We start from the raw sequence: 26,508 nt of genomic DNA on the forward strand, positions 1-26,508 counted from the left end.
AACGACATAGTTTTTTAATATGAGGCGTGTCAGCATAAAACAATAACAACGTGTTAGGACACCATAATTATGACAAGTATGATCAATAAAGCTCAGGGTTTGGGTTTATCGCTGATCACCAGATTGGCTGGAAGCGATGTACTTGATCAACTCAAGTTGCGTAAATTTGTTGAAAAATCTCTTTATCAAGGTTCAAAAGCTGGTTTTAAAGCATTAAGCCAGACTCAAAAAGCATTTAAACCAAAACAGATCTCCCAACAGCGATTACCTCGCCAACAAAAAAATCTATTTGATTTAAGTCTAACCGAAGAACAACAAATGACTTCTGAGGCAATGTCTCAATTTGCTCAAGAAGTCTTATTGGGGTTGGCTCATGATGCTGATCAGGCAGCTCAGTTTCCTGAAAGTCTTTGGCAATATGTTGAGGATCTAGGTCTTAACTACTATGCACTCCCAGAGGCATTAGGTGGTGTCGCGGCCGAACAAAATATTGTAAGTAATCTATTAATAGCTGAAAAACTCGCTGAAGGTGATTTTAGCCTTACAGCAGGATTACTCAGTACATTTAGCGTCATTAATGCAATTACACGTTGGGGTTCTACTGAAGTTCAGTCAATGTACCTACCATGTTTTGCAGAAGACTCAGACATTACAGCAACCTTTGCAGTTCAAGAGGCAACTCCAGCATTTAATCCTTATGCTTTAAAAACAAAAGCATCACTTGAAAATGATCAGTTTTTTATTGATGGTGAAAAAACATTAGTAATTTTAGGTGATTTAGCTGACGTATTTTTAGTAAGTGCAGACTTTAACGGCAAGCCAGACGTATTTGCCGTGCAATGCGGTGACACAATTTCAATTAAAAACACTCCGGCCATGGGTCTTAAAGCCACAGAAACTGCAACTCTTCGCTTTAATCACACTCCTGCTCTACGCTTAGGTGCAACAGACTTTGATTACACTGCTTTTTTAGATTTGGGTAACTTAATGTGGTGTGCAATGGCCGTAGGTACATGTGAAGCTGTTAAAGCTTATTGTATTAAATATGCCAATGAACGAACTGCATTCGGTGAACCAATTTCTCATCGCCAAAGTGTAGCTTTCATGATTGCAGATATGGCAATCGAAATTGATGCAATGCGTATGTTGATTTTAAATGCGGCAAGTCTTGCAGAGTCAGGCAAGCCATTTCACCGCGAAGCTTATCTAGCCCAACTACTTTGTGCTGAAAAATCCATGAAAATCGGTACAGATGGAGTGCAAATTCTTGGTGGACATGGTTTCACAAAAGAACATCCTGTTGAACGCTGGTACCGTGATCTACGCGCTACTGCAATTTTACAATCTGGCTTACATGCTTAAATGATCAATCAGAGGATACTTTAATGAATTTACAAAATCCTAAAAAATTCAAGATGATGATTGATCAAGCACATGATGTTGCGATCAATGTTTTACGTCCTATTTCTCGTAAATATGATAAAGCTGAGCATGCGTATCCCAAAGAGCTCGATATGCTCGCTTCTCTGATTGATGGCATGAATGAAGGTGGCGAAGGTATTAATGCTGGAGCAGCAGGTGCTGGAAAGCGCGGTGATACAGACAATGAAGGTGTTCGTAACGGAACCAACATGTCGACCGCTCTTGGAATTATTGAGATGTGTTATGGCGATACTGGCTTATTACTGAGTATGCCACGTCAGGGGCTTGGGAACTCAGCAATTGCTGCTGTCGCAAATGATGAGCAATTAGAACGGTTCAACGGAACATGGGCAGCAATGGCCATTACTGAGCCAGGATGCGGTTCTGACTCTGCTGCGATCCGCACCACTGCAACCAAAGATGGCAATGACTATATTTTAAATGGTGAAAAGATTTTTGTGACCTCTGGCGAACGTGCAGATTCTGTCGTCGTTTGGGCCACGCTTGATCGCAAACTTGGACGTGCAGCGATTAAATCATTTGTGGTACCAAAAGGTACGCCAGGAATGAGAGTTGAACGCCTCGAACATAAATTAGGAATTAAGGCTTCAGATACGGCAGTGATTAGTTTTATTGATTGCCGCGTACCAGCCGAAAACCTTTTAGGTAATGCCGAAGTAGACGTCGCTAAAGGTTTTGCTGGAGTAATGGAAACTTTTGATAATACTCGGCCTTTAGTTGCAGCAATGGCAATCGGTTGTGCTAAAGCTTCACTAGAACGTATTAAAGAGATTTTTAAAGATCAACTCGATCCTGATTACTCTACCCCCTACCTACATACTTCTAACCTTGCAGCACAAATCTACCGTATGGAAGCTGAGTGGGAAGCTGCTCGCCTACTTATGTTAAAAGCCACGTGGATGGCAGATAACAAAAAACCAAACTCTAAGGAAGCTTCTATTGCAAAAGCCAAAGCAGGTCGTGTGGGTAATGAGATCACTTTAAAATGTGTCGAATTGGCAGCAAGTGTTGGCTATAACGAAGATGAGTTACTGGAAAAATGGGCACGTGATTCGAAAATTCTTGATATTTTTGAAGGTACTCAGCAAATCCAGCAATTGATCATTGCCCGCAGAGAACTGGGTAAATCTTCTAGCGAACTAAAATAATAATTAAGGGAAATTTTCCCTTCTTTTATTAGCTGTTTATGTAAAAACTTAAAAGCCCTCTAGCGATTAAACTAGAGGGCTTCGTATTTCAGGAATTTACATTTTTATTTATTCGGCAGTTGTGCTGTCTAACGCTTTATCAACTACACCAAATTTCTTAAAGATTTTTGCACGTCTTTTTGACGAAATATTTGCTTTATTTAAATCACCTTTATAATGATCAAAAACTCGCTTATCCATTATTTTAAACCACAATGAAGGGATTAATGCCGGTAATAACATACTTGCATAACCGCTTGGTAGCTCAGGTGCCTCGTCAAAATGACGTAATGCTTGGAATGGACGAGTCGGATACGCATGATGGTCTGAATGACGCTGCAACTGGTACAAGAACAAGTTTGTTACTACGTTATTGTTGTTCCAGCTATGCTCTGGCATTGTACGTTCATATTGACCATTTTCTTTTTTCTGACGTAATAAACCATAATGCTCAATATAGTTAATAATTTCAAAAAGACTAATGCCATAAAATGCTTGTGTTGCTAAATATGGAATTGTGCTTTTGCCAAATATTCCAACCATAGAACCATGAAAAGCAGCAGTCATTCCCCAGCCTTGTAATAGCTCATTATCTGAAGACCAGAATTCTTTACCTTTACGTTTTAAACGATTTTTTTCAATTTCTATTGCAGACTTAAAAGAACCAACAACAGTACGTGGCCAGAACTCATAGAATGTTTCACCCATACGAGATGAAGCTGGATCTTCTGGTGTTGCTGCACGCTTATGATGACCGTAAGGATGCTCAATACGGAAATGATTATAGCCAGTTGGAACTAAAGCAAGATGAGACAAAATATGGTCTATACGATCATGCTTATGACTTAACTCATGGGCTGTATTAATCGCAATACCATTGATTGCACCCATTGAAATACCAAGTAAAATCTTATCAATAAAAGATGTTGTTTTACGACTTGTTAAATAACATGCATAAACATTTGCAGCATACTGTAGAGGAATAAAGCTCTTCACAAGACGTGAATAATATGGATCTTTTTCTAAAAGCTTAATTTCTTCATCTGTCGGATTTCGAGCATCTTTCCCAATAATAGTATCAATTGCAGGAATCACGACATGTAATAAAAGTGGACCACCTAATGCGAAGACTTTCTTCAAAGGACGTGGACCAAACTGATAACCAGCTAAAATACCCAAACCGATAGCAGGTAAAGCAGGACTAATCATCCATAAAAAGCGTTTGCGATCTATTTCACGCATAGACGCAGGCACTGGCATAAGTTCTTGCTGAACATTTACTGGTGCATTCATAGCTATATTTCCTTTTTCTATATGTCTATATAGTTAAAGAAATAGTGTTTAGTTAACAGTAGTAACCGTCCAAAAAACCTATGTTAAAGTCTTTGGCATTTTCTTCCACTTTTCTGTCCTAAAAACACATGTTGATCTATTCTTATAGCTCACTATAATTTTATTAAAATAATGATTGATCATTTAAATATGGATGCACTAAGTAAATTTTTTGATGATATTCACCTGAATAAGTCTGAATACATCTATTTAAAAGCGCAAGGAGAATGGGCTTTTAAAACACAAGATCAATCTGCTTTACTTGCTTATATTGTTTTAACTGGTTCTGTATATATTCAACTTAACACTTCAGAAAAAATAACTGCGACTGCTGGCGATATTATTTTGATTCCTTCGGGGAAAGCACATAGTGCGACTGACTCAAAATCAACAGCGAGTAAGTTGGTAGATTCTTTAGATATAACGTCACTTTTTAATGGTCATAGACAAGATGCCATCGAATTTGGTACTTCATCTCCAAATAATACATTATTGCTATCTTTACGCTGCCAAATCGATACTCATATGGCTGGGCCACTCATTAATGCCCTCCCGTCCATCATGCATATTCAGCATGAAAATCAAACCACTCCACCCGAATGGCTACAAATTGGGCTTTATTTTCTAGCAATTGAAACTCAAAAAATCAGGCCAGGTCACGACAAAATTATTGATCATCTAGTCAGTATTTTGCTCATTGAATGCATTCGTGATCATATTCAACAAATGACAGATCAACAAAACTGGTTAAGTGCTTTAACTCATCCTGAACTAAGCAATGCACTATCTGCTATTCATAGCCAGCCAGAAGTTACATGGACAGTTGAATCTTTAGCTGAACAATGTTGTATGTCACGTTCTAAATTTGCAAATTTGTTTAGCAGTATTATTGGTGAACCACCTCTAACTTATTTACAGCATTATCGTTTCCGTTTAGCCAGTCAGTATTTACGCACAAGTAATTTATCAATTCAGCAAATATCAAATAAGGTTGGCTATTCATCCGAAACAGCATTTAGTCAGGCATTTAAGCGAATTTTTGATTTATCTCCTAAACAATATAGACAGCAATATATTGGGCACAGCTTAGATTAACTGCCAATAAAAAAAGCGCCGAGGCGCTTTTTTTATTGAATCAAATTATTATTTAATTTTCGCATGTGATTTTAAATATTGACTGTAATCTTCCAATATTTGTTGACCACGTGACTGACGATAAAGTTGCTTTAACTGCTGTAACTGATCAGCAGGTATAGCATTCGCAGCCGATGAATTTACATTTGAAACTGCAACAACAACTAGCTCATTTGGTAAATTTGCTGTCGTAACAGACCACATACCTGGCTTAGGTGTAGCTGCACTAAATGCTGCACGCTCAATTTCACGCTTTAATCCTTGTGAACGACTAAATACGCCAGCCGATTCAAATGCTACTTTATTCTTAGCAACTACTTGATCTGCCGGTTGAGTTTTAAATTCAGCTAGCATTGTAGCAATTTTAGCTTGAACAGCTTTACGTGCTTTTTCGTCGATAACTTTTGCTTTCGCTTCATTCATCGCCTGTGCTAAAGGTTTTACACCAGCAGCATGATAATCACGTACTTTAACCCATACCGTATCACCATTCGCTAACTGAATATTAGATGATGCATTACGGTCACCATTTTTCACGTCATCATTAAACAATTTAATTTTAACGTTTGGATCACTTAAATATGGATTTTGTGTAGCTAAAGTTACGCCATTTAATGATTCAACTTTTGTACCTTTTACTTCTTGTACAACTGCTTCTAAAGAATCATTACCAACAATCGTTTCATTTAAACTGTTTACAGTATCTGAATAAACAGTCGCAACTTTATTCTTTTCAACCTCAGCAGTTAAACGCGCCTTCTCAGCTTCGAATGAAGGAATTTGATTAGCTTGAGTTTCTGCCTCAATAATATGATAGCCATATTGAGTTTTTACTGGTTGAGAAATCTGTCCATTTTTCAAGCTCACTACAGTTTTATCAAATGCATCGGAAAAAACCCCTGGTGCATATGCTTCAACTAAACCACCTTTTGCTTTCGAACTTGGATCTTCAGAGAACTGAGATGCAGCTTGTGCAAATGTAAGACCGCCTTGAATTTTCGCATATACTTCTTTAGCAAGTTTTTGAGCTGCTGCATCATCACGAGCATCTGTAGTAATTAAAATATGCTTCACAGTACGTTTAGAATCTTTTTTCTGAGTTTCAACAAACTTGCTATACGCTTGTTGAAGTTCAGCTTCAGTTGCAGGAGCTGGTTTAGCCATTAGTGATGGCGACACAACCACATAATCCACATCAACAGAAGATTGTTGTTTAAACTCATTTTGGTGTTTGTTGTAATAATCTGTAGCTTCTTGATTAGAGGCAGTTAAACCAGTTTTATAACCATCTAATTTAATACTAGCCAAATGTAATGTACGTTGTTCAGTTTGCAAATTCGCAATTTGCATTAAATCAACTTTACTTACTAAAGAGTAATCAGAAAAAGTTGACGTTAGCATTTTTAAAGCATGATCTTGACGAAGACTAGCAATTAAGCCCTGACTTGTCATACCAATAGAACGTAAGTAATTTTCATAGAGTTTTTGCGAGAACTGTCCATTCTCTTGCAAACTAGGCTGTTGAGCTAACATTTGCTCAATTTGAGTATCACTAAGTGAGATACCTAATTTTTCAGCTTGTTGAATTAGTAAATTACGCGACACTAAAATATCGAGTGCCTTAGCCTGAATAACAGGCAAATTAAGTAGACTCTCATCGCCTTTAACAGCAGCTAAATATTGTTCTTTGTAAGACTGAGTTAAAGTTTCAAGGTCTTTTTTAGATATTTCTTGGCCATTTACTGTTTTTGCAACATCAGCCTTGTTTCCCCTATTAAAATATCCTTCAATACCTACAAGTGCTAAAGGGGTCAAAAACAAAATTAGAAGGACTTTGCCGAGCCAACCCTTAATGACTGTACGAAACGATTCCATAAGTATTCCAATATTTTATTTCGAGGAGAATTTTAACTGAAAAACCACAATCAATGAATGAGCAATATTGGTCAATTCAGATTTTTAATAAAAAACGCGCCTATATTGGCGCGTTTAATCATCTTAAAAGATTAAGCTACTGAATCTTTAAGACCTTTACCAGCTTTGAAGCTAGGTACTTTTGTTGCTTTAATTTGAAGCTCTTCACCAGTTTTAGGGTTACGACCAGTGCGTGCAGCACGTTCTTTAACACTGAAAGTACCAAAACCAACTAAAGTTACTGTGTCACCTTTTTTAAGTGCTTCAGTAATTGACGCAATTGTCGCATCGAGTGCCTTGCCTGCATCAGTCTTAGATACTCCCCCTTTTTCAGCAATTGCATCGATTAATTCTGATTTATTCATGAATAAAACATCCTCTTAATATCGTTTGTTTAAGGTCCAAGGCTATAGTTTAAAAGGCCATGACGCCTTTATAGCAATGCTTTGGGGGAAAACGCAATACTAGAGCAGGGCTTTTAGCGAAAATAAATGCTAAAAAACTGTTATATATTTGCTAAATCCCAACATTTTTTACTTTTTATTCAATTTTTCTTTCAATTGCTGGTTTTCTTCTATTAAAGCATCCACCTTAATATGAAGCTGTACCAAGAGCTGTTCAATGTGCTGTAAATCCTTCGGAGTGACCAATCCAATCCGGTTTAAAGAATGGTTCACACTGGTATCAAGAATTTTCTCTACTTTATCTTTTGTTTCAGATACAGATTCTTTTGCTTTTTCTGTGACTTTGCCTACAGTGTTATCTGCTAAGTCTCCAGTTTTTGACTCTAGTTCTTCACCGACTTTGACTAAGGAATCAAAGAGTTTGTTGCCCTCTTCTTCTGCGCGTGAAAAAGCTCCTAGTCCAGCTAGCCAAATTTGCTTGGTATACTTTCTAAAATCCAAAGCTGACTTTCTTGAACCTCTTGATTTTAATTTATTTTTTTCTTCTGACTCTTCTGTCTGCGTATCTATATTTGCATTATCCATTAATCTAAACTCCTAATCAGATGAGAGAGATGATGACTGATTTGACCACAAAATATTTCTATAATATCAAAGTAAAGACTTGATCCATTTACAAAACTGTTCTACAAAGCAATTAAGTCATGTAAATATATTTAACACGACATTGTGTTAAGTTTGGGATAGGATGTCCCATTCTTCGGTTAACTGCTATTTGTAAGGATAAACTTTTATGAGTGAAACGCAACAAAGACAAAAACATCCCCGTCTGTTGCTGAATATCGTTCTAATTATTTTAGAAACTTTCTTTTCATTTATTCTCACCCACGATGGTGTTCTTCGCTTGCAAGCGAAAAAGTTTATTTCAAACAAAACGACTATTCGTATCAATAGCTACCTACCTTTTTTTGACTTTTATGTTCAATTTACAGAAAAGGGTTTGTTGTTCGATATCCATTCTTTTGACCGACGTATTGATCTTGAAATCAATAGTACACTTATCGATTTAATTAAGATTTTCGCTTTTTCAAACCAGCGCAGTCTTAAAAATATGCGCATTGATGGTGATGAAGAAACTAAAAAAGAGTTATTAGACTTAATTTCACACCTTACTCTGCCTAAACTTTTAGCAGACTGGAAGCAATGGTTTAATACACCTGATGATGAAGCTGAAGCCCTTGCTTCACGCAAAAGAATTGCCCCATTGCTTGAAAAAATTGATCAACAACGATCAGAAATCAATTCACTTCATGTGGAAATTAAACAATATCAAAATCGAATTACTCGCTTACAGCGACGCCAACGAAATATTAACTTCTCCTTTGGTATAATTAGCCTGATATTTATTGTTTATTTCATATATAATTTGTGGGTTGCTTAAATTATTTTTCCATTTTGTTCCTGCACTTGAATTAAAAATAAAAAAACTTGACTATTTTAGTCGGGATTCATAAAATCCTATTATCTAGTCTTAACATGTGTATCGAATCATGCGCCTTACAACTCGCGGTCGCTACGCAGTGACTGCTCTACTTGATTTAGCTTTGCAGCCAACTGAACAAACGATCACGCTCGCCGAAATTGCAGCTCGCCAATCCATTTCAGTTGCTTATTTAGAACAGTTATTCGCAAAACTTAAGCGTCATGGGTTAGTTTCTAGTGTTCGTGGTGCAAATGGTGGTTATCATTTGGCTCGAAATGCTGATGAAATTACTGTGTTAGAAATTATTGAAGCTGTAAATGAAACTGTTGATGCAACTCGTTGCGACCATAAAGGTAACTGCCAAAATGGTGCAATGTGTCTCACACACGATTTATGGCAAGAACTCTCTCATCATATTGCCGACTATTTAGCAAAAATCTCTCTTGCCGACCTCATTAGCCGAGACAACGTTCAAACTGTTGCATTACGCCAAAATGTGACTGGCATAGATTCAGCTCTTTTATCGGGTACAGGTATTTGATATGAAACGTCCAATTTATCTTGATTACGCAGCAACCACTCCAGTAGATCCGCAAGTTGCAGAACGTATGATGGAGTGTTTAACTTTCGACGGTACCTTTGGTAATGCTGCATCTCGTTCCCACGCTTATGGCTGGCAGGCAGAAGAGAAAGTTGAATATGCACGTGAGCAAGTTGCAAATTTAATTAAAGCTGATCCACGTGAAATCGTTTGGACTTCTGGTGCAACTGAATCAGATAACCTTGCTCTAAAAGGTGTAGCGCAGTTTTATGCATCTAAAGGCAAGCATATCATTACAAGTAAAATTGAACACAAAGCTGTTCTAGATCCTTGTCGTGAATTAGAAGACCAAGGTTTTGAAATTACTTATTTAGAACCAGAACCACAAACTGGTTTAATTACCCCTGAAATGGTAAAAGCTGCCCTTCGTCCTGATACTGTTCTTGTTTCTCTTATGATGGTAAACAACGAAATCGGTACAGTTACAGATGTAGCAGCAATTGGTGAATTAACACGTGCCAATAAAACCTTCTTTCATGTAGATGCTGCTCAAGCTGCTGGTAAAGTTGAAATTGACCTATCTACTATGAAAATTGACCTAATGAGTTTCTCAGCTCATAAAATTTATGGTCCAAAAGGTATCGGTGCATTATATGTACGTCGTAGCCCACGTGTTCGTTTGAAAGCACAAATTCATGGCGGTGGTCATGAACGTGGTATGCGTTCTGGTACTTTAGCGACTCATCAAATTGTAGGTATGGGTGAAGCTTTTGAAATTGCTGGCAAAACAATGCAAGCAGAACAAGAGCGTATTCGCAAGCTTCGCGACAAGCTTTGGAATGGTTTACAAGATCTTGAACAAGTTTTCTTAAATGGCCATCCAACTCAAAACGTTGCTAATTATTTAAATGTCAGCTTTAACTTTGTTGAAGGTGAATCATTAATGATGTCGCTCAAAGATGCTGCAGTATCAAGTGGTTCTGCTTGTACTTCTGCAACCTTAGAGCCTTCATACGTTCTTCGCGCATTAGGTTTATCTGATGAGCTAGCACACAGCTCTATTCGCTTCAGTTTTGGTAAATACACAACTGAAGAAGATATTGACCATGTGCTTACAATTACCAAAGCCGCTGTTGAGAAATTACGTGAACTTTCTCCGCTTTGGGATATGTACAAAGAAGGTATCGATCTTTCTACAGTTGAATGGGCTGAACACTAATTCATTGAAATTAATGTTTTTACCCTCATATTAATATTAGGCTGACCCCGAGGTTTGGAGAAGCGAAATGGCTTATAGCGAAAAGGTAATTGATCATTACGAAAACCCTCGTAATGTTGGTGTTTTAGACAAAAACTCTGAAAATGTAGGTACAGGCATGGTGGGTGCACCAGCATGTGGCGACGTGATGCGTTTACAAATTCAAGTAAACGATAGCGGTGTGATTGAAGAAGCACGCTTTAAAACTTATGGCTGTGGTTCAGCAATTGCTTCTAGCTCACTTGTAACTGAGTGGTTAAAAGGCAAAACTCTTGATGAAGCTCAAGCAATCAAGAATATTGATATCGCAACTGAGCTTGCTCTTCCACCAGTAAAAGTTCACTGCTCTGTACTAGCTGAAGATGCGATTAAAGCTGCGATTGAAGATTACCGCACTAAAAAATCAAAAGCTTAATTTGTTATTACTGTAAACGTTGGAGTTTTCATGATTCATTTAACTGAAAATGCTGCGACTCATATTAGCAATTACCTCAAGAACAGAGGTAAGGGTGAAGGCATTCGCGTGGGTGTGAAAACTTCTGGCTGTTCTGGGTTGGCTTATGTTCTTGAATTTGTTGATTCTGTCGATGAACATGACGAAGTTTTCGAACAATTTGGCGTTAAGGTATTTGTAGATCCAAAAAGTCATGTCTATTTAGAAGGCTTAGAAATGGACTACGTCAAAAATGGCCTTAATGAAGGGTTCGAATTTAACAACCCCAATAAAAAAGGTGAATGTGGTTGTGGTGAGTCTTTCACTGTATAACCCATCTCCTTCCATCTCTCATTAAAACAGTGTCTTTTATAGCACTGTTTTAATGTATTTAATTAACGTGGACCTCCTTTCTAATGAATCATTTTGAGTTGTTCAATTTACCCGTAGAACTCGATATCGATTTGGCGAGCTTAAAATCTAGTTTCTTGAATTTGCAGCAGCAATATCATCCAGATAAAGCAGAAGATAAAAATCAGGCATTGATCAAATCAAGTGAAATCAATCAAGCTTTTAAAACATTATCGCAAGTAGATAGCCGCGCAGCTTATCTTTTAGCATTAAAAAAGCAAGATCATCACCTTGATCAATCTATTAGCGATTTTGAGTTCTTACAATCAGCTTTGGAACTTCGTGAGCAACTTGATGAAGCAACCTCCCCAGAACATCTAAGCACTCTTAAACAAGAAGTGTTTCAATGGATAGAAAGTTTAGTTCGCGAATTTAAAATTGATTACTTAGATGAAGACTGGGGTGAAGCTCGCGATACTGTACGTAAATTACGGTTCTTTCAGCGCGTTCTTAATGATATTGAAAAAGCAGAAGATCAAATGTTGGATGACGAAGACAACTTTGATTTAGACGACGATTTTTAATTTTGCTTTTTCCAATTTATATTCAAGGGATTTAACTCATGGCACTTTTGCAAATTGCTGAACCGGGTCAATCCAGTGCCCCACACCAACACCGCATTGCGATTGGTATCGACCTAGGAACAACACACTCCTTAGTTGCGACAGTGTTATCAGGCAAGCCTAAAGTACTCAATGATGAAAAAGAAAGAAGACTCCTTCCTTCTATTGTGCACTATGGAAATGATGCAACTCACTATGGTGAAGAAGCAAAGCCTTTCCTTATTGCCGACCCGAAAAATACAATTGTTTCTGTAAAACGCTTTATGGGTCGTTCAAAAGCAGATATCAAATTTCAGCATCCCTATGAATTAATGGGTTCTGAAAATGAGATGCCAGCTTTTGAAACACGTGCTGGTCGTAAAACCCCTGTTGAAATTTCTGCAGAAATTTTAAAACAATTAAAAGACCGTGCTGAAACTAGTCTACAAAATCCAGTAAATGGTGCAGTTATTACTGTTCCTGCCTATTTTGATGAAGCTCAGCGACAAGCAACTCGTGATGCAGCACAACTTGCTGGTTTGAATGTACTACGTTTATTAAATGAGCCAACCGCTGCTGCTGTGGCTTATGGTTTAGACCAAGAAACTAATTTAGCTACAGATCATAACTATGTAATTTATGATTTAGGTGGTGGTACTTTTGACGTATCAATCTTGCGTTTCTCACAAGGTGTCTTTGAAGTATTAGCTACTGGTGGCCACACTGCTCTAGGTGGTGACGATTTAGACCGTCTCATTGTTAAATGGGCTAAAAAGCAGTTAAATATTGATACTTTGAGCGATGAAGCATATGCAGTATTTATGGTTGCGGCTCGTCAAGCTAAAGAACAATTATCTATTCAAGAATCAGTTCAGTTAAAATTACTTGAAAATGTATTAACACTGGACCGTCCAACTTTTGAAAGTATTATTCAAGTTGCTTTAGATAAAACAATCAGTGTTTGTAAGCGTGTTTTACGTGATGCAAAACTTGAATTATCAGACATTCAAAATGTTGTTTTAGTTGGTGGCTCTACCCGTTCGTATGCTGTTCAACAAACGGTTCGCAATGTATTTAATCAAGAGCCACTTTGTACGATCAACCCTGATGAAGTAGTTGCAATAGGCGCTTCCATTACTGCCAATCAATTAATTGGAAACAGTCAAGACGGCTCATTACTTTTAGATGTAACTCCTCTTTCACTTGGTTTAGAAACCATGGGCGGATTAGTAGAGCGTCTTATTTCACGTAACACTGCTATTCCAGTTGCTCGTCGCCAAGAATTCACAACTTATCAAGATGGCCAAACTGCCATGCTTATTCATGTGGTTCAAGGTGAGCGTGATTTGGTAGAACATTGTCGTTCATTAGGAAGATTTGTTCTTCACGGCATTCCTCCAATGACTGCTGGTCAAGCGCGTATTGAAGTGACCTTTCAGGTAGATGCAGATGGCCTACTCACTGTTGCGGCTCGTGAAACGACTTCAGGCGTACAAGCTCAAATTGATATTAAACCATCTTATGGGTTATCAGAATCTGATACTGAACGCTTATTAATTGAAGGTTTCCAACACGCGGAAGAAGATAAAAATCTGCGTCATTTAAAAGAAACCAAAGTTGAAGCTCAACGTGAGCTTGAAGCTTTAGAGCAAGCTCTCAAAGTTGATGCTGATTTACTCACTAATGAGCAACTTGAAGCACTTAAAACTGCTGAAAATTTCCTGAAAGTACAACTTGAAGGCAATGATATTCAAGCGATTGAAAAAGCTGTAGAACAACTTAAAGTACATAGTGATGCTTTTGCCGCACTACGTATGAATCGACATATTGACCACGCCTTAAAAGGTACAAAACTTGAAGATTGGTCAAATTCAAACTAAAGGTATAGGTGATCAATATGCCCCGTATTAAAGTACTTCCTCATGCTCAGTTTTGCCCTGAAGGCGCAGAATTTGAAGTTGAACAAAATGCAAATCTTTGTCAAAGTTTGCTTGATCGAGGAATTAAAATTGAACACGCTTGTGACATGTCGTGTGCATGTACAACTTGTCACGTAGTCGTTCGCAAGGGTTTTGACAGCCTAGAAGAAATGGATGATGTTGAAGCAGATCTTTTAGATCGCGCTTGGGGTCTTGAACCAGATTCTCGTCTCTCTTGCCAAGTAAAGATTGTTGATGAAGATTTAGAAATTGAGATTCCTAAATATACAATCAATCACGCATCCGAAAGCCATTAAAATAAAAAAAGCTGCTTTTAAAAGCAGCTTTTTTTTACTTCACGTTTTAAGCTTTAAACCTGATCTTGCTGATCAACTTCAATAGGCTTAACTTCATCTTCAAGTCTTAAACGTGCAATACCTTGAGTATTAATTAAAGTTTGTTGAACTTTAAGTCGTTGAATCATTTTCTCAAGTACTTCTACTAATTCAGGGTACTCATAGTTTTGTACTTCTTCTAAATTAAGGACTAAATGGAAGCCTTTATATTCATAGTCGAACCATTGCTGATGATCTGACTTATTCCCTGTGTATTTCTCCATTACCTGCCATGTCTTCACAGCACCTTGAATACCTTTTAAGTAAATTGGTGTTTTTGGAGCACAAAGAAAATCACTTTTGATTAATTGATAAGTATCATCTGAAATTAAAATTTCATCTATTTCAGCAGCATATTGTAAACGAGCTGCTAAATTCACATCACGCCCCACAATAGTATAAGCCATACGATGTGTTGCCCCATAATTCCCTACGTGGCAGTAACCAGTACTAATTCCCATGCGAATATGTAAGGCTGAGTAGCCCATTTTTTTCCAACGCTCACGCAGCAATTTCATTTGCTGACGCATAGCGATTGCCATTTCTACACAGGCTTTCGCATCTTGCTCTACACCCTGAGAATTCGGATCACCGAAAAATATGAGGATGGCATCCCCCATAAATTTGTCGACAGTAGCTTCATACTGCTTGGCAATTTCCGTCATATGGCTTAAATAGTCATTAAGCAAAAATGCCAAATCATCAGGAATTAAAGTTTCTGATAATTCTGTAAAACCCTGAATATCCGAAAAAAATACAGTCATTTTTTTTCGTTTATATTCAATTTTTGCTTCCGCTTCACCGCGCATGATAGATTGCCACAACTGTAGTGGCGCATAACGGCTTAACTGATTAGCAAAAGCAATATAGCGGGTCATTTGATCATAGTAATGTTGACGCTGCTGACTGATTTTTTTAACCCAACGATGTTGGTAGTAATTTCCAATGGTAATAAACATCACTAAACCCAAGAGGGTAATTACAGTTAACTCTTGGCTAGTAGGTTCAAAATATGTATAAAAACCAAATAGGAAAAAAGTACTTAAATAAAAAATAATCGCGCCTAATAGGCTCGTCAAACAAATAACTGCGAAAGAAATACGACTATTAATTGCAGAATAAAATAATGCAAATACTGCAATAAATGTAGGCACTAAATTAAGATGCAGACCCGCTAAGGTAACTGCTACAACAATTGCATCAATTGCAAAAAAGACACTTTTTTGAGTTTTCTTATCAAATTGGTATTGAAGCCAATGTTCTAACTTCGAACTAATAAAAAGTAAAAAGAGAAAGAAAGGAGGAACGTAGATCTGATAATTTGTATTAGGTGAGGTAAAAGCATAGATCACTAAAATTAAGGACAGAATTGAATATCCCATCAAACGATGAAAATATGCAAACTGCTTAGGCTCTCTATCGATAAACCTCTCTAATTGCACCCTGTCCTCCATACCTCAATGTAGCCACATTCATATAAATGTGGCATTGCATTGATTTAATCCATGCGCCAATCAAAAGGCATATCACCTTGACCACGTAAAGCAAGCATAAGGGTTTGACGCATATGAGCCAGTACATCATTTGTATATGGAACTGCAGGAGTTCCCCAAACTGGCTTTGGCCATGCAACATCATTTTGATAACGTACAACATGATGGAAATGCAACTGAGGTACCATGTTACCTAAAGCTGCAACATTCATTTTATCAGCACGGAATACTCGAGCTAGCTGGCTAGATAACCAACTTGATTCACGTAAAAACTGTTCTTGATCAGCTTGGCTCAATTCATATAATTCTGTGATTCCCGGTACACGAGGGATTAAAATCAACCACGGGAATTGCATATCATTCATTAAACGACATGTTGAAAGCGGAAAATCGCCGACAAAAAAAGTATCTTGAGCAAGTTGTGGATGCAAACTAAACATATCTTTTATAAATGACAATAAACAATAATGGCTAATACTATCACATCAGTTTTGATGTGAGTATTGCTAGTGGCTGGTTTGATTACAAATAACAATGATTTTATGCACTTATTCCTCCTGTGATCCGAGAAATCGTGCATAAAATTCTGATATCAGCTTTTAAAAAATTTGTATGGGATTAAAATCACTTTGAAACACTATTTAAGCATGTAATTCATTTAATAATTTAGCTAATAAATCATTAATAAATTGAATGCGTTTTTCCTGTTCTTCTAACTGAACCATAACTTTTAAACGCTGTCCGCCTTCCATACGATAATAGGTCGGATGTTTTTGCATCAGCTGAATAATACTAATCGCTTGAACAGGTGTATCAGGTGAAAATTCAATATTACCACCTTGAGTATTAATATCGATTTTTGTGATACCCAGTTGCTCTGCTTTCAAGCGAATCTGATGGACAGTAAACAAATGTTTAACCGATTGCGGAGGAACCCCAAAACGATCAATGAGTTCCATACGGATATTATCGAGTTTTTCTTGTGTATCTGTATTACTAATACGTTTATAGAACAATAAACGCTGATGCACATCTCCTAAATATTCATCTGGAATCAGTGCCGGAATATGTAAATTAATTTCCGCAGTCAGCGATAAAGGCGCATCAAAATTTGGTGTTTTACCTTGCTGAATCGCCTTAGTGGCTTTTTCAAGCATTTCCATATACAAGCTATATCCGATTGCCTGCATTGAACCGCTTTGTTGCTCACCTAAAAGCTCACCAGCACCGCGAATTTCTAAATCCTCTGTAGCTAACATAAAGCCAGCACCGAGAGTAGAGGCACGTTGGATTGCGTCCAAACGCTTTTCTGCATCACCTTTCAAGTGTTTTATAGAAGGAACTAACAAATAAGCATAGGCTTGATGATGTGAGCGCCCTACACGACCACGTAATTGATGTAATTGAGCCAAACCAAGTTTATCGGCCCTTTCTATCAAAATTGTGTTGGCATTTGGAACATCAATTCCAGTTTCAATAATGGTTGAACATACCAATACGTTAAACTCTTTGTGATAGAACTGCTGCATCACTTGTTCGAGCTCTCTTTCTCTCATTTGCCCATGTGCAACTGCCACACGAACTTCAGGTACAAGAACGCGGATGTTTTCAGCAGCTCTTTCAATCGTATCGACTTCATTGTGTAAGAAATATACTTGGCCACCACGTAGTAGCTCACGCAAAATTGCTTCTTTAACAGAGGCTTCTGTATGCTCTTGCACAAAGGTTTTAACAGCTAAACGACGGGCTGGCGGTGTAGCAATGATAGATAAATCACGCATTCCCGAGAAAGCCATATTTAAAGTTCGCGGGATTGGTGTTGCTGTAAGCGTCAACATGTCTACATCTGCTCGTAACGCTTTGATACGCTCTTTATCACGCACACCGAATCGATGTTCTTCATCGACTACCATTAAACCCAAATCTTTAAATTGCACGTTTTCTTGTAAAAGTTTATGTGTTCCCACCACAATATCGACTTTACCAGCAATTAAATCTTCAATATTTTTTGTATGGGTTTTACTCGAGCCAAAGCGTGATAGCACTTCTATACGCACAGGCCAATCAGCAAAACGATCTTTAAAAGATTCATAATGTTGTTGTGCAAGTAAAGTTGTCGGCACTAAAACAGCAACTTGCTTGCCATTTTGCACAGCAACAAATGCGGCTCGCATTGCCACTTCAGTTTTACCAAAACCAACATCACCACAAACAAGCCGATCCATAGGTCTAGCTTGCTGCATATCGTGAAGCGTCGCTTCAATAGCATTGGCCTGATCGAGTGTTTCTTCGTAGGCAAATCCACTGGCAAATTGCATATAAAGCGATTGATCGAGTTCGAAACCAAAACCAGGTTTTGACTGACGACGTGCTTGTATATGTAATAATTCGGCTGCAACATCATGAATTTGTTCTAAAGCTTTTCGTTTAGCTTTACTCCACGCATCACTTCCAATTTTATGAAGTGGCGCTAGATCTGGATCGCCACCACTATAGCGACTGATCAGATGCAAATTAGTCACAGGAACATAAACTTTTGCCCCTTCAGCATAATTGAGTTGCAAGAATTCATAATCTTGCCCTTCAATTGCTAAAGTAACTAATCCTGCATAACGTCCCACACCATGATCAATATGAACAACTGGGGCATCAATACTGAGTTCAGTCAAACTCCGAATTAAGAACTCTTCTGAAACTTCTTGCTGACGTTTACGACGACGCTGAACTACCCGATGTTCATATAACTGATTTTCTGAAATAACCGTTAATTGGTCTGTTAAAAGTAAGCCACGGTCGAGCGGTGCATTTGTAATAGCAATTGCAAACTGACTCGTTTGAAATTGTTCAAAACTGTCCACGCTAGGGATATCTCCCAGGCTGGCACGCAAACCATCTCTTAAGCTTTCACGTCGGCCTGCACTTTCTGCAACCAATAAAACGGGATGATTTGCTTCATCAATATATTTTTTGACGACGGTAAACGGTTTTTCCTTTTTCGGATCGACTGCTAACTTTGGCGGCTGCTCAGCCTTAAGATTTAATGCGCCAGCTTTTTCTTCAACCAATTCGGCACTTACAAGCATACGCGGAAACTGGTTTAAAGCACTCAGTAAATGGTTTGGGGCAATAAATAATTCTTCAGGAGGAAGAATTGGCTGATCTACATTATGACGTCTGTCTTCGTAGCGACGGAAAACTTCTTTCCAAAAATTAGTTAAATCAGTATCCACATCATTGGTTGTAATTACAATGCAATTCTTTGGTAAATACGTTGTGAGTGTACTTTGTGATTGCATTTGTGCTTTATCAAAAAATAATGGTAAATAAAACTCAATTCCTGGTGAAGCAATTCCCTCTAAGACATCTTGATAAATCGGGTTTTTCTTAGGATTAGCAGTCGGAAAAAGTTCAGAATATCGATCTCTAAAAATTGAACGTGCTTCTTTTAATGGGAATTCTTTTGCAGGTAAAACTGTAAAACTTTTTAAAGCTGTAGTCGTTCTTTGCGTTTCTGGATCAAAGAATTTTAATGTATCAATTTCATCATCAAACAGATCAATACGGATAGGTGCTTCTTGTCCTGACGCAAAAATATCCATAATACTGCCACGCACAGCAAACTCACCGTGATCATAAACAGTATCTACCAAATGATAACCAGCTTGTACCAAACGTAATTTTTGCTGTTCTAAATCAAATTTTTGACCTACACGAATATCAAAATGTTCACCCAAAACCCATGAATATGGCGCAACTCTTTGAGCTAAAGTACTTGCTGAAAGGAGTAATACACCCTTCTGAGGCATATTAGATAAAATTGCGAGGCGTTCTGAAACAATATCTTGATGAGGTGACAAACGATCATACGGTAAGATTTCCCAATCCGGGAAAATTGTTGGTTTTATGCCATAAAATTCAAGTTCACTTTCTAATTGAGCTACATGCTGGTTATTTCTGGCAACCACCACGAGTAAAGACGAATGCTGAACAGCAATTTCCTTAAATAATAATGCAGCAGATGAACCTAATAACGCCCCCACCCAACGCTTTTCACCGGCCTTGAGCTGTTGTAAATTCAATTGAGAGATTTCTTGTTGAAACATGTATATGGCTTTTATCAGCTAAGAAGATATAGGCCTAATAGTAGCATGATGTTTTTAGTGAATTGAGTTATTTTTTTGAAAATCAAACTACTAGTTAGCCCTACTTTTTATATTTTTTAATCAATTAACTATGATTATTTATCACGCAAAAACAAAACGTAATATTGATTTAATATTTGTATAATCGCTTTAAGCTGAAGTAGCTTTTCTTGTGTATTCCCTAATCTTTCTACATAGCGCTGGGTTGCGATTTCCAGATCAATTTTTTCATTAATTTGTGGAGTAATGAGGAATAACTTCTGAAGATTATCAAAATTTTGTAATTTACGGTTTGAGAAATACTCAAGATGTTCTGACCATTTCTCATTGATTACTACATCGTTAATGATAGGTCCTCGCTCAGAATCAAATTTTAATTGATTCTCTTGTAAGTAAAGTTGTTCTGGCGTTTCTTTTGAGCCTTGAAAAAGCTGAGTTATCTTCTTAAACATTTCATCACATCATATTAATTTTAAATCTAAGCCATGGAAGCAATCTAATTACGTCCATGACTTAAGCCTTCTAATTTAACGACTATTCATCGCCTAAATCATCAAGAAAATCGACAGTTGGTACAAAAAATAGAGTTCCAGACTGAGCAGTACTAAAGTCAAGCAACCGATCAAGATTACCATCCTCATTGCCTAAGAACATGTTTTCAAGCATTTGTCGGGTTGTACTAAATTTACGTGAGTAACCAATAAAGAATGTGCCATATTCATTTCTAGACGGATTTGAAAAAGGCATATTAGCTCGCATAATTTTAAGCTCATTGCCTTCTGCATCATGAGCTTTACTTACAACATTATGAGCAGTTAAAGGCTTTTCATCATCACCGAGTTCAACATCATTGAACTTTTTGCGCCCAATCACTTTTTCTTGCTCTTCATCGGTTAATGAACGCCATTTCTCCATGTCATGTGTATATTTTTGAATAAAAGCATAGCTTCCCCCGACAAAATCAGGATCTTCACTACCCACTAATGCCCACTGCGCTGCAATAACGGGTTCAGGGTTCTCAGTCCCATCAACAAAACCAATAATTGCACGTCCGTCAAAATAACGAAAACCATGAACTTCATCAATTGGATACGTTACTTTACCAAGCTGTTGATTAATTATATTGCCCAGCTCATAGCATAAAGCCTGACGATCGGCACGAATATGAAAAAATAAATCCCCAGGAGTTGAGACAGCCGTATATTTCGGACCTCTAATTTCTTGAAATGGTTGTAACTCTTGAGGCTTCGCTTGCTCTGGGAATAAAATATCCCATGCATTTGAACTAAAACCCAACGTAGCATTAAATTTACTTTCTGGATAACGGTTAGATAGACTTCTGGTTAGTGCTGAAAAATTAGCAGCAAAATCTTTTACTTTTTCTATTACAGAATCACCTTGAGCCAGTCCTAATACAATAAATAATGCATTTTCACCAGGAGCGCTCGTTACAGGCTGAACTCTCATACATTCCATAAAATATGCCTTTTAGGTAATTAACCTTATTAATTTAGCATACTCATTTTCTTTTCATACATCTTGTAATGAAATCTGAGATTGGTAAGAGTTTAAGTAAAGCACCTTAAACTCTTACTAAAATAGATATTAATTAACGCCCATACTGCTTCTTTAAATATTTTACGATTTGAGCAGACTCAAACATCTTCACTCCAGTATTTGGATCTACCAAATACGGCACCTGCATTTTACCTTGCATAACAGGCAATATTTTTTCTCTTTTACCATCTTTTAAAGGTATATATTTACCTGGCTTTAAACGAAGTATGGCAGGTCCCATATCTTGCCATCTTTCTTTTGCCACATTATGCAAAATATATGGAAGCTCAAGTTCACAGAGTAAACCTCTTACGACTCTTGAATAAGGACTTGCCTCAAAGCTCCATAACTCAAGTTTTTGCTCAGGCGCTGCTCTATCAACAATTTTTTTATTTATCCAAACTCCACGAGCACCATTTAATATGGTCCCTACAAATGCCACATACGGCATGTTCGGATAACTCGAAAATTTCTGAGGTGTCTTTCCAGTTTTACCGTAGTGTTTAAATAAATGATGAATAATATCTTGTGATTCATATAGCTGATCACCAGTATTTTCATCAATTAAAAAAGGAAATTTTAATTTCCCGCCTTTTTCTTTTACAACTGAACGATACTTTGTTCCGCCTTTAGGACATGGATAAATTTCGACATCCAGATTCAAGAGTGTAATCACTTCACGAACGCGGCGGCAAAATGGTGAACCTTCAAATTCATATAATTTCAAAGCTTTTACAGGTTGCTGTGGAAATGCTGTTCCTGTAACACCTCTACCACCTTCCGCAATTGCAGATACAACTGCTTGAAGTACTTTAATTTGATGAATCACCATCATGCGTTCCTTTGTATGAGAGAATTAGACTAATTTTTCTTTTGCAATCACAATTCCATTATTATCAGCATAGATAAAATCACCTGATTGAATTGTGACACCACCAAAATACAAAGAAATATCTACTTCACCAATGCCTTTACGATTACTTTTTTGCGGAATTGCAGCCAATGCATGTACGCCTAAGTCCAAAGTTGCAAGCGCATCTACATCTCGTACACAACCGTAAATCACGACACCGTTCCAGTTATTTTTAACTGCTGACTCAGCAATCAAATCACCCATGAGTGCACAGCGCATAGATGCACCGCCATCTACTACTAATACTTTATCTGTACCATCTGTTGCCAATAACTCTTTTACACGTGAGTTATCTTCAAAGCACTTTACTGTTACAACCTGCCCCCCAAAAGTTTTACGTGCCCCATAACTTTGAAAGTACTTTCCATCCATTGAGGGAATTACGACCTGTAAGTCTTTTTCAGGGTTATCATCTAATAAATCACATGTTACAAATGGTACTGTCGACACTTTTATTCTCCTTTATCGAGTTTTCTGTATGCTCAGATTATCATATCGCTTAAAGGCTTCAATTTGCGTTAGCGCCGCTACGACCATCGTATGAGCCAATTGCTTCGCAGTTACAGGTTTATATTTGAATGGTTTTTGTAATTTATTCTCAATAAATTTAAATAGACTTTGTCCTAAATCTTCAATAAATCGTACATCACTGCGTTTACCAATAAGTAAAGATGGTCTAAAGATAGACAATTTCTCGAGTTGTAGACTTTCAATATAATCTTCTAGTTGTCCTTTCACTTTATTATAAAAAATCGGTGAATTGGCATTTGCACCAAGTGCACTCACTAACAATAAATGAATATGTTTATCTTGTACCAAATCTGCCAAATGAGCATTGATTTCATAATCCACAGCGTAAAAGGCCTGTTTTGAACCTGCATTTTTTAATGTTGTTCCCAAACAGCTAAATGCATGGGTATGACCGTTCACATCTTCATCATTCAACATTAAGAAATCTTCTATAACCAGCTGATTAACTTTTTTATATGTATTAAGTAGTTGTGATTCTTTTCTTACCACAACAGTAATCGCTTCAAATTCTGGTGTTTGCTCAAGCTGTGCAACAAGAGCTAAACCGACAAGCCCTGTAGCACCTATCACAATTGCTTTTTTCGTACTTATAGTCATTTTTTATCCAACCCTCTTTAAGTTTGTATCAAATTTAACCTTTTCTTACGGTTTTAGCAGCCCCTAAAACCGCTTAAAATGCTCGCAAGACTTGACTTCACGGTGTCTATTCATCACAATATGGCACTTGTTTACGGGCTGGTGATGGTTACACCAGTTTACTGGATTGACCACAGCCCGCCCAGACCAACTTATTTTCAAGGAGTGCAAGAGTGGCAAACTCTGCTCAAGCTAAAAAACGTGCGCGTCAAAACGTTACTGCACGTAAACACAACGCAAGCTTGCGTTCTATGGTTCGTACATACATCAAACGTACTTTAAGTGCAATTGCTGGTGGTGATCATGCTGTTGCTACAGAAGCTTACAAAAAAGCTGTTCCTGTAATCGACCGTATGGCTGATAAAGGCATCATCCACAAAAATAAAGCTGCTCGTCATAAGAGCCGTTTAAATGCTCAAGTTAAAGCGTTAGCTAACTAATTGAAGCATGTAAAAAAAGCCCTATTGGGCTTTTTTTATTACCTATCGTTTTTGAGCTTATAGCCCTGTGTTAAATTTGGCTACATTCAGCTCATAGGCCTTACCTCTCCAAATCCATTTTAATTTGCAATTTGGAAACTCTTCGCCTTCAAACCATACAAATAAACCTTCCATCATTTCAGGCCAATCTTCTTTCTTAATTTTATTTTCACCAGAAATTACCGCAACAATCGCAGCAATAATAGTGTCATGACTGACAGCTAAACTAAGTCCACCTTGAGTTTTGGGATGAGTACGGTAAATAAGCTCGAGCACGTCTAAAACACCAGTAATGGGGTGTTTCATGCCAGGTAATGCATTATTAACAAAACTATTAATAAAACCCAAAGCGCCTTGTTTTTTAAAATAAGGAGCAGCTTGCTGTATATCTAGTACAAAGCTACCGGGTTCAACCAGTAGTCCCTGCTCAATAATTTCAATGGTATGCGTATTAGATTCGGGACTTACATCATCAGCCCCTTCAATCATGAGCGCAGCGGTATCGACACAACGTTGTATTGGACTTGAAATACAATGCTGGATAACACGATCTGTATTTTTAATTAAATAATTACCCCATGCCTGCGCAAGCTCACGCCCTTGAGGGGTAAGTTGGAGGTCATATCCTGCTAAACCCTGCCCATCCACAAGTTCTCTTAGAGAATGGCGCGTAAATAAGGTCACGGGAGTTGAAGCATCGGGCAATAAATCAATTGCTTCAAACATACTTTTAGGCAATAAATCGAGTGCCATTGTTATCTTGTCATCTTTTTTCAATACTTTGCCACTATAACATGTCTGGCATAACTCTCAATCTATAACACCTGATTGGGCTAATGCTTCAAATGCTATTTTTTTGCTTTCCTGATCACGAAATGCGATAAAGCCCTTATTTAAAACCGTGTGTCTCTGGTTATATTCAAAAGGTTTTCCATCAAGTGTAAGTAAACCACCACCTATACTTTCTAACAACCCTTGACCAGAACTTGTGTCCCATTCAGAAGTTGGATGGAATCTCGGGTAAATATCTATTTCACCTTCCAGCATCATGCAAAATTTATAGGCACTTCCTGCTTCTCTTCTAATAATGTTATGTTCTTTTTCAATAGGCTGAATAAATCTTTGGTATTTCGGATTTTTACTGCCATGACTAAGTCCTATTTGTATAGGTGCATCTGGCGAAGGCGAAGTTATCTGATATTGATACCACTGCTTTTGACTAAAACTATATTTAAAAGGTAAATCTTGCAGATATCCTAAATACACGACTTGTTCACATGGCACAGCAATAACTGAAAAGATTGTCTCTTTACCTTTAATCAAGCTTAGGTTTATCGTGAATTCATCACGCTCATGAATAAACTCTTTAGTTCCGTCAAGAGGATCTAACATCCAACACGTAGACCAGTCATGGCGAGCACTATAATCGCTTTCTTCAGACAAAACAGGCAAGTCGGGGGTAATCTCTGCCAAATGCTTTAATAAGAAAAGATTCACTTTTAAATCTGCTTGAGTTACAGGTGAATCGTCTTGTTTTTCATGAATAGTAAACTCATAACCCGCTGAATAATTTTGATATTCTTGTAATAGAATCTGGCTCGCTTGTTCCAAGACTGGAAGAAGCTGATTAATCAACGTATCTTGTGGGCGCGTAGTTGTTATAAACATAAATATGCTCTACATAGTTTCATTTCTATTATAGGTGAATTATGAACAATTCAATATTCGCCAACAGTTTGATTTACTAAAAAAGTAATTTATCTTAATGATTAGATGAACAAAACTTTGTATGCACACTATATAGTTAATATGAATAATGAGGATGTTAAAAAAACCATTATTATGTACAAAAAACAATCTATAAGTTATGAAAAATAAATAACTTAAATCAGATTCATCCATTTCCTTTTCATGTATTTCTTGCTATGTTCAATCACACAATAACAAGATGGAAGAAAGCGCACATGATGCTATATGGATATCATTTCTCGACAATAGAACGTAACTGGGAAGAACTTACTCCCTTAAATGAGTTCCTACAAACATTTGCAGATGATGATGGTGATGTTTCAACAAGAGATAAAGAGTCACTTAAAGAAATTATAGCGAAATCTGATACAGCTTTAGCTTTAGCAAGAGAAATGGGTTGGGATGGTAGTTATACAGGATGTCCTTATCTATTCTGGTTGCCAAACAAAAGTAGCCAGTCTTTTGAATATGGTTTTGTATTTAAACAGACCTCAGATAATACAACTTTTGTTATTTCACCCATTGAATTGAGTTATCTAGCTCAGGATTCTGAAGTACAAACATTAAGTAAAAATATTGAATAAACAATATAGGTTATTGATTCAGAGTTGA

The 26,508-nt window shown here is 37.3% G+C and carries 27 protein-coding genes; 13 read left to right on the forward strand and 14 right to left on the reverse strand.

Translation table 11 applies throughout. From position 1 onward, the window contains the following. Nucleotides 1–78: 78 nt before the first annotated feature. Nucleotides 79–1,362 (forward strand): acyl-CoA dehydrogenase family protein, encoded by a 1,284-nt coding sequence (locus F968_RS09705; protein WP_171065167.1) that lies wholly within the window; start codon nt 79–81, stop codon nt 1,360–1,362. 23 nt (nt 1,363–1,385) lie between these two features. Continuing rightward, nucleotides 1,386–2,591 carry an acyl-CoA dehydrogenase family protein gene (locus F968_RS09710; protein ID WP_004792627.1) on the forward strand — a complete coding sequence of 402 codons (1,206 nt, stop codon included), beginning with the start codon at nt 1,386–1,388 and terminating at the stop codon, nt 2,589–2,591. A gap of 108 nt (nt 2,592–2,699) precedes the next feature. Here F968_RS09710 and F968_RS09715 read toward each other — a convergent pair whose 3' ends face one another. After that, the gene (locus F968_RS09715) at nt 2,700–3,923 is read right to left on the reverse strand and encodes an alkane 1-monooxygenase (protein ID WP_004792629.1); all 1,224 of its coding nucleotides are present in this window, start codon (nt 3,921–3,923) and stop codon (nt 2,700–2,702) included. A 189-nt stretch (nt 3,924–4,112) separates the two neighbouring features. On the opposite strand from F968_RS09715, the gene F968_RS09720 reads away from it, so the two are divergent. After that, the gene (locus tag F968_RS09720) at nt 4,113–5,057 is read left to right on the forward strand and encodes an AraC family transcriptional regulator (RefSeq protein ID WP_416202045.1); all 945 of its coding nucleotides are present in this window, start codon (nt 4,113–4,115) and stop codon (nt 5,055–5,057) included. A 48-nt stretch (nt 5,058–5,105) separates the two neighbouring features. On the opposite strand, the gene F968_RS09725 is transcribed toward F968_RS09720, so the two are convergent. The 3 genes from F968_RS09725 to F968_RS09735 form a co-directional block, all read right to left on the reverse strand. Then, entirely contained in the window at nt 5,106–6,971 is a 1,866-nt protein-coding gene (locus F968_RS09725) for a SurA N-terminal domain-containing protein (RefSeq protein ID WP_004792633.1), read from the reverse strand. A 131-nt stretch (nt 6,972–7,102) separates the two neighbouring features. Continuing rightward, nucleotides 7,103–7,375 carry an HU family DNA-binding protein gene (locus tag F968_RS09730; RefSeq protein ID WP_001043034.1) on the reverse strand — a complete coding sequence of 91 codons (273 nt, stop codon included), beginning with the start codon at nt 7,373–7,375 and terminating at the stop codon, nt 7,103–7,105. Nucleotides 7,376–7,543: 168 nt separating this feature from the next. Next, entirely contained in the window at nt 7,544–7,999 is a 456-nt protein-coding gene (locus F968_RS09735) for a phasin family protein (protein ID WP_004792635.1), read from the reverse strand. Between the two features lie 208 nt (nt 8,000–8,207). Between F968_RS09735 and F968_RS09740 the strand changes: the two genes are divergently transcribed. The 8 genes from F968_RS09740 (at nt 8,208) to fdx (ending at nt 14,318) form a co-directional block, all read left to right on the forward strand. Continuing rightward, nucleotides 8,208–8,855 carry a hypothetical protein gene (locus tag F968_RS09740; protein WP_004792637.1) on the forward strand — a complete coding sequence of 216 codons (648 nt, stop codon included), beginning with the start codon at nt 8,208–8,210 and terminating at the stop codon, nt 8,853–8,855. A 109-nt stretch (nt 8,856–8,964) separates the two neighbouring features. After that, the gene (locus F968_RS09745; protein WP_004792640.1) at nt 8,965–9,438 is read left to right on the forward strand and encodes an Rrf2 family transcriptional regulator; all 474 of its coding nucleotides are present in this window, start codon (nt 8,965–8,967) and stop codon (nt 9,436–9,438) included. A gap of 1 nt (nt 9,439) precedes the next feature. Then, nucleotides 9,440–10,657, forward strand: coding sequence for an IscS subfamily cysteine desulfurase (locus F968_RS09750; RefSeq protein ID WP_004792644.1), 1,218 nt, complete (start codon nt 9,440–9,442; stop codon nt 10,655–10,657). A 67-nt stretch (nt 10,658–10,724) separates the two neighbouring features. Further along, nucleotides 10,725–11,111, forward strand: coding sequence for a Fe-S cluster assembly scaffold IscU (iscU, locus tag F968_RS09755; RefSeq protein ID WP_004792646.1), 387 nt, complete (start codon nt 10,725–10,727; stop codon nt 11,109–11,111). Between the two features lie 30 nt (nt 11,112–11,141). Then, on the forward strand, nt 11,142–11,462 hold the full coding sequence (gene iscA / locus F968_RS09760) for an iron-sulfur cluster assembly protein IscA (RefSeq protein ID WP_004792648.1): 321 nt from the start codon (nt 11,142–11,144) through the stop codon (nt 11,460–11,462). Nucleotides 11,463–11,545: 83 nt separating this feature from the next. Further along, a complete protein-coding gene (gene hscB, locus F968_RS09765; protein WP_004792649.1) occupies nt 11,546–12,064 on the forward strand; it encodes a Fe-S protein assembly co-chaperone HscB in 519 nt (172 codons plus the stop codon). 38 nt (nt 12,065–12,102) lie between these two features. Then, a complete protein-coding gene (gene hscA, locus F968_RS09770) occupies nt 12,103–13,962 on the forward strand; it encodes a Fe-S protein assembly chaperone HscA (protein WP_004792651.1) in 1,860 nt (619 codons plus the stop codon). Nucleotides 13,963–13,979: 17 nt separating this feature from the next. Next, nucleotides 13,980–14,318: an ISC system 2Fe-2S type ferredoxin gene (gene fdx / locus F968_RS09775; protein WP_004792653.1), complete on the forward strand. Its 339-nt coding sequence runs from the start codon at nt 13,980–13,982 to the stop codon at nt 14,316–14,318. A gap of 53 nt (nt 14,319–14,371) precedes the next feature. On the opposite strand, the gene F968_RS09780 is transcribed toward fdx, so the two are convergent. From F968_RS09780 to F968_RS09815, 8 genes are all read right to left on the reverse strand, one after another. Beyond that, nucleotides 14,372–15,838, reverse strand: coding sequence for an adenylate/guanylate cyclase domain-containing protein (locus tag F968_RS09780; RefSeq protein WP_004792655.1), 1,467 nt, complete (start codon nt 15,836–15,838; stop codon nt 14,372–14,374). Nucleotides 15,839–15,894: 56 nt separating this feature from the next. Further along, entirely contained in the window at nt 15,895–16,329 is a 435-nt protein-coding gene (locus F968_RS09785; protein ID WP_004792657.1) for an HIT domain-containing protein, read from the reverse strand. 201 nt (nt 16,330–16,530) lie between these two features. Continuing rightward, nucleotides 16,531–19,992 carry a transcription-repair coupling factor gene (gene mfd, locus F968_RS09790; RefSeq protein WP_004792659.1) on the reverse strand — a complete coding sequence of 1,154 codons (3,462 nt, stop codon included), beginning with the start codon at nt 19,990–19,992 and terminating at the stop codon, nt 16,531–16,533. A gap of 134 nt (nt 19,993–20,126) precedes the next feature. Next, entirely contained in the window at nt 20,127–20,483 is a 357-nt protein-coding gene (locus F968_RS09795; protein WP_004792661.1) for a hypothetical protein, read from the reverse strand. A gap of 82 nt (nt 20,484–20,565) precedes the next feature. Next, entirely contained in the window at nt 20,566–21,498 is a 933-nt protein-coding gene (locus F968_RS09800; RefSeq protein WP_081399647.1) for a Dyp-type peroxidase, read from the reverse strand. Between the two features lie 142 nt (nt 21,499–21,640). Continuing rightward, nucleotides 21,641–22,423 (reverse strand): glutathione S-transferase N-terminal domain-containing protein, encoded by a 783-nt coding sequence (locus F968_RS09805; protein WP_081399519.1) that lies wholly within the window; start codon nt 22,421–22,423, stop codon nt 21,641–21,643. 21 nt (nt 22,424–22,444) lie between these two features. Continuing rightward, the gene (gene rraA / locus F968_RS09810; protein WP_004792666.1) at nt 22,445–22,951 is read right to left on the reverse strand and encodes a ribonuclease E activity regulator RraA; all 507 of its coding nucleotides are present in this window, start codon (nt 22,949–22,951) and stop codon (nt 22,445–22,447) included. A 12-nt stretch (nt 22,952–22,963) separates the two neighbouring features. Beyond that, nucleotides 22,964–23,629, reverse strand: a complete 666-nt coding sequence (locus tag F968_RS09815; protein ID WP_004792668.1) for an NAD(P)H-binding protein — start codon at nt 23,627–23,629, stop codon at nt 22,964–22,966. A gap of 212 nt (nt 23,630–23,841) precedes the next feature. Between F968_RS09815 and rpsT the strand changes: the two genes are divergently transcribed. Continuing rightward, on the forward strand, nt 23,842–24,108 hold the full coding sequence (gene rpsT / locus F968_RS09820; RefSeq protein ID WP_004792670.1) for a 30S ribosomal protein S20: 267 nt from the start codon (nt 23,842–23,844) through the stop codon (nt 24,106–24,108). A 57-nt stretch (nt 24,109–24,165) separates the two neighbouring features. Here rpsT and F968_RS09825 read toward each other — a convergent pair whose 3' ends face one another. Next, complete coding sequence (locus F968_RS09825) at nt 24,166–24,900, reverse strand: histidine phosphatase family protein (protein WP_004792672.1); 735 nt, start codon at nt 24,898–24,900, stop codon at nt 24,166–24,168. Nucleotides 24,901–24,957: 57 nt separating this feature from the next. Then, entirely contained in the window at nt 24,958–25,815 is an 858-nt protein-coding gene (locus F968_RS09830) for a 3'(2'),5'-bisphosphate nucleotidase CysQ family protein (protein ID WP_004792675.1), read from the reverse strand. A gap of 296 nt (nt 25,816–26,111) precedes the next feature. Here F968_RS09830 and F968_RS09835 point away from each other — a divergent pair, with 296 nt between their 5' ends. Beyond that, nucleotides 26,112–26,480 (forward strand): hypothetical protein, encoded by a 369-nt coding sequence (locus tag F968_RS09835; RefSeq protein ID WP_004792677.1) that lies wholly within the window; start codon nt 26,112–26,114, stop codon nt 26,478–26,480. Nucleotides 26,481–26,508: the final 28 nt, after the last annotated feature.

It is taken from the genome of Acinetobacter sp. NIPH 817 (assembly GCF_000368405.1).
Classification (GTDB): Bacteria; Pseudomonadota; Gammaproteobacteria; order Pseudomonadales; family Moraxellaceae; genus Acinetobacter.

What these genes read in the sequence shown, in the direction of transcription:
- F968_RS09705 (WP_171065167.1), top strand. Translation starts at nt 79, where the DNA reads ATGATCAATAAAGCTCAGGGTTTGGGTTTATCGCTGATCACCAGATTG.
- F968_RS09710 (WP_004792627.1), top strand. Translation starts at nt 1,386, where the DNA reads ATGAATTTACAAAATCCTAAAAAATTCAAGATGATGATTGATCAAGCA.
- F968_RS09715 (WP_004792629.1), bottom strand. Translation starts at nt 3,923, where the DNA reads ATGAATGCACCAGTAAATGTTCAGCAAGAACTTATGCCAGTGCCTGCG.
- F968_RS09720 (WP_416202045.1), top strand. Translation starts at nt 4,113, where the DNA reads ATGGATGCACTAAGTAAATTTTTTGATGATATTCACCTGAATAAGTCT.
- F968_RS09725 (WP_004792633.1), bottom strand. Translation starts at nt 6,971, where the DNA reads ATGGAATCGTTTCGTACAGTCATTAAGGGTTGGCTCGGCAAAGTCCTT.
- F968_RS09730 (WP_001043034.1), bottom strand. Translation starts at nt 7,375, where the DNA reads ATGAATAAATCAGAATTAATCGATGCAATTGCTGAAAAAGGGGGAGTA.
- F968_RS09735 (WP_004792635.1), bottom strand. Translation starts at nt 7,999, where the DNA reads ATGGATAATGCAAATATAGATACGCAGACAGAAGAGTCAGAAGAAAAA.
- F968_RS09740 (WP_004792637.1), top strand. Translation starts at nt 8,208, where the DNA reads ATGAGTGAAACGCAACAAAGACAAAAACATCCCCGTCTGTTGCTGAAT.
- F968_RS09745 (WP_004792640.1), top strand. Translation starts at nt 8,965, where the DNA reads ATGCGCCTTACAACTCGCGGTCGCTACGCAGTGACTGCTCTACTTGAT.
- F968_RS09750 (WP_004792644.1), top strand. Translation starts at nt 9,440, where the DNA reads ATGAAACGTCCAATTTATCTTGATTACGCAGCAACCACTCCAGTAGAT.
- iscU (WP_004792646.1), top strand. Translation starts at nt 10,725, where the DNA reads ATGGCTTATAGCGAAAAGGTAATTGATCATTACGAAAACCCTCGTAAT.
- iscA (WP_004792648.1), top strand. Translation starts at nt 11,142, where the DNA reads ATGATTCATTTAACTGAAAATGCTGCGACTCATATTAGCAATTACCTC.
- hscB (WP_004792649.1), top strand. Translation starts at nt 11,546, where the DNA reads ATGAATCATTTTGAGTTGTTCAATTTACCCGTAGAACTCGATATCGAT.
- hscA (WP_004792651.1), top strand. Translation starts at nt 12,103, where the DNA reads ATGGCACTTTTGCAAATTGCTGAACCGGGTCAATCCAGTGCCCCACAC.
- fdx (WP_004792653.1), top strand. Translation starts at nt 13,980, where the DNA reads ATGCCCCGTATTAAAGTACTTCCTCATGCTCAGTTTTGCCCTGAAGGC.
- F968_RS09785 (WP_004792657.1), bottom strand. Translation starts at nt 16,329, where the DNA reads ATGTTTAGTTTGCATCCACAACTTGCTCAAGATACTTTTTTTGTCGGC.
- mfd (WP_004792659.1), bottom strand. Translation starts at nt 19,992, where the DNA reads ATGTTTCAACAAGAAATCTCTCAATTGAATTTACAACAGCTCAAGGCC.
- F968_RS09795 (WP_004792661.1), bottom strand. Translation starts at nt 20,483, where the DNA reads ATGTTTAAGAAGATAACTCAGCTTTTTCAAGGCTCAAAAGAAACGCCA.
- F968_RS09800 (WP_081399647.1), bottom strand. Translation starts at nt 21,498, where the DNA reads ATGAGAGTTCAGCCTGTAACGAGCGCTCCTGGTGAAAATGCATTATTT.
- F968_RS09805 (WP_081399519.1), bottom strand. Translation starts at nt 22,423, where the DNA reads ATGATGGTGATTCATCAAATTAAAGTACTTCAAGCAGTTGTATCTGCA.
- F968_RS09815 (WP_004792668.1), bottom strand. Translation starts at nt 23,629, where the DNA reads ATGACTATAAGTACGAAAAAAGCAATTGTGATAGGTGCTACAGGGCTT.
- F968_RS09825 (WP_004792672.1), bottom strand. Translation starts at nt 24,900, where the DNA reads ATGGCACTCGATTTATTGCCTAAAAGTATGTTTGAAGCAATTGATTTA.
- F968_RS09830 (WP_004792675.1), bottom strand. Translation starts at nt 25,815, where the DNA reads ATGTTTATAACAACTACGCGCCCACAAGATACGTTGATTAATCAGCTT.
- F968_RS09835 (WP_004792677.1), top strand. Translation starts at nt 26,112, where the DNA reads ATGATGCTATATGGATATCATTTCTCGACAATAGAACGTAACTGGGAA.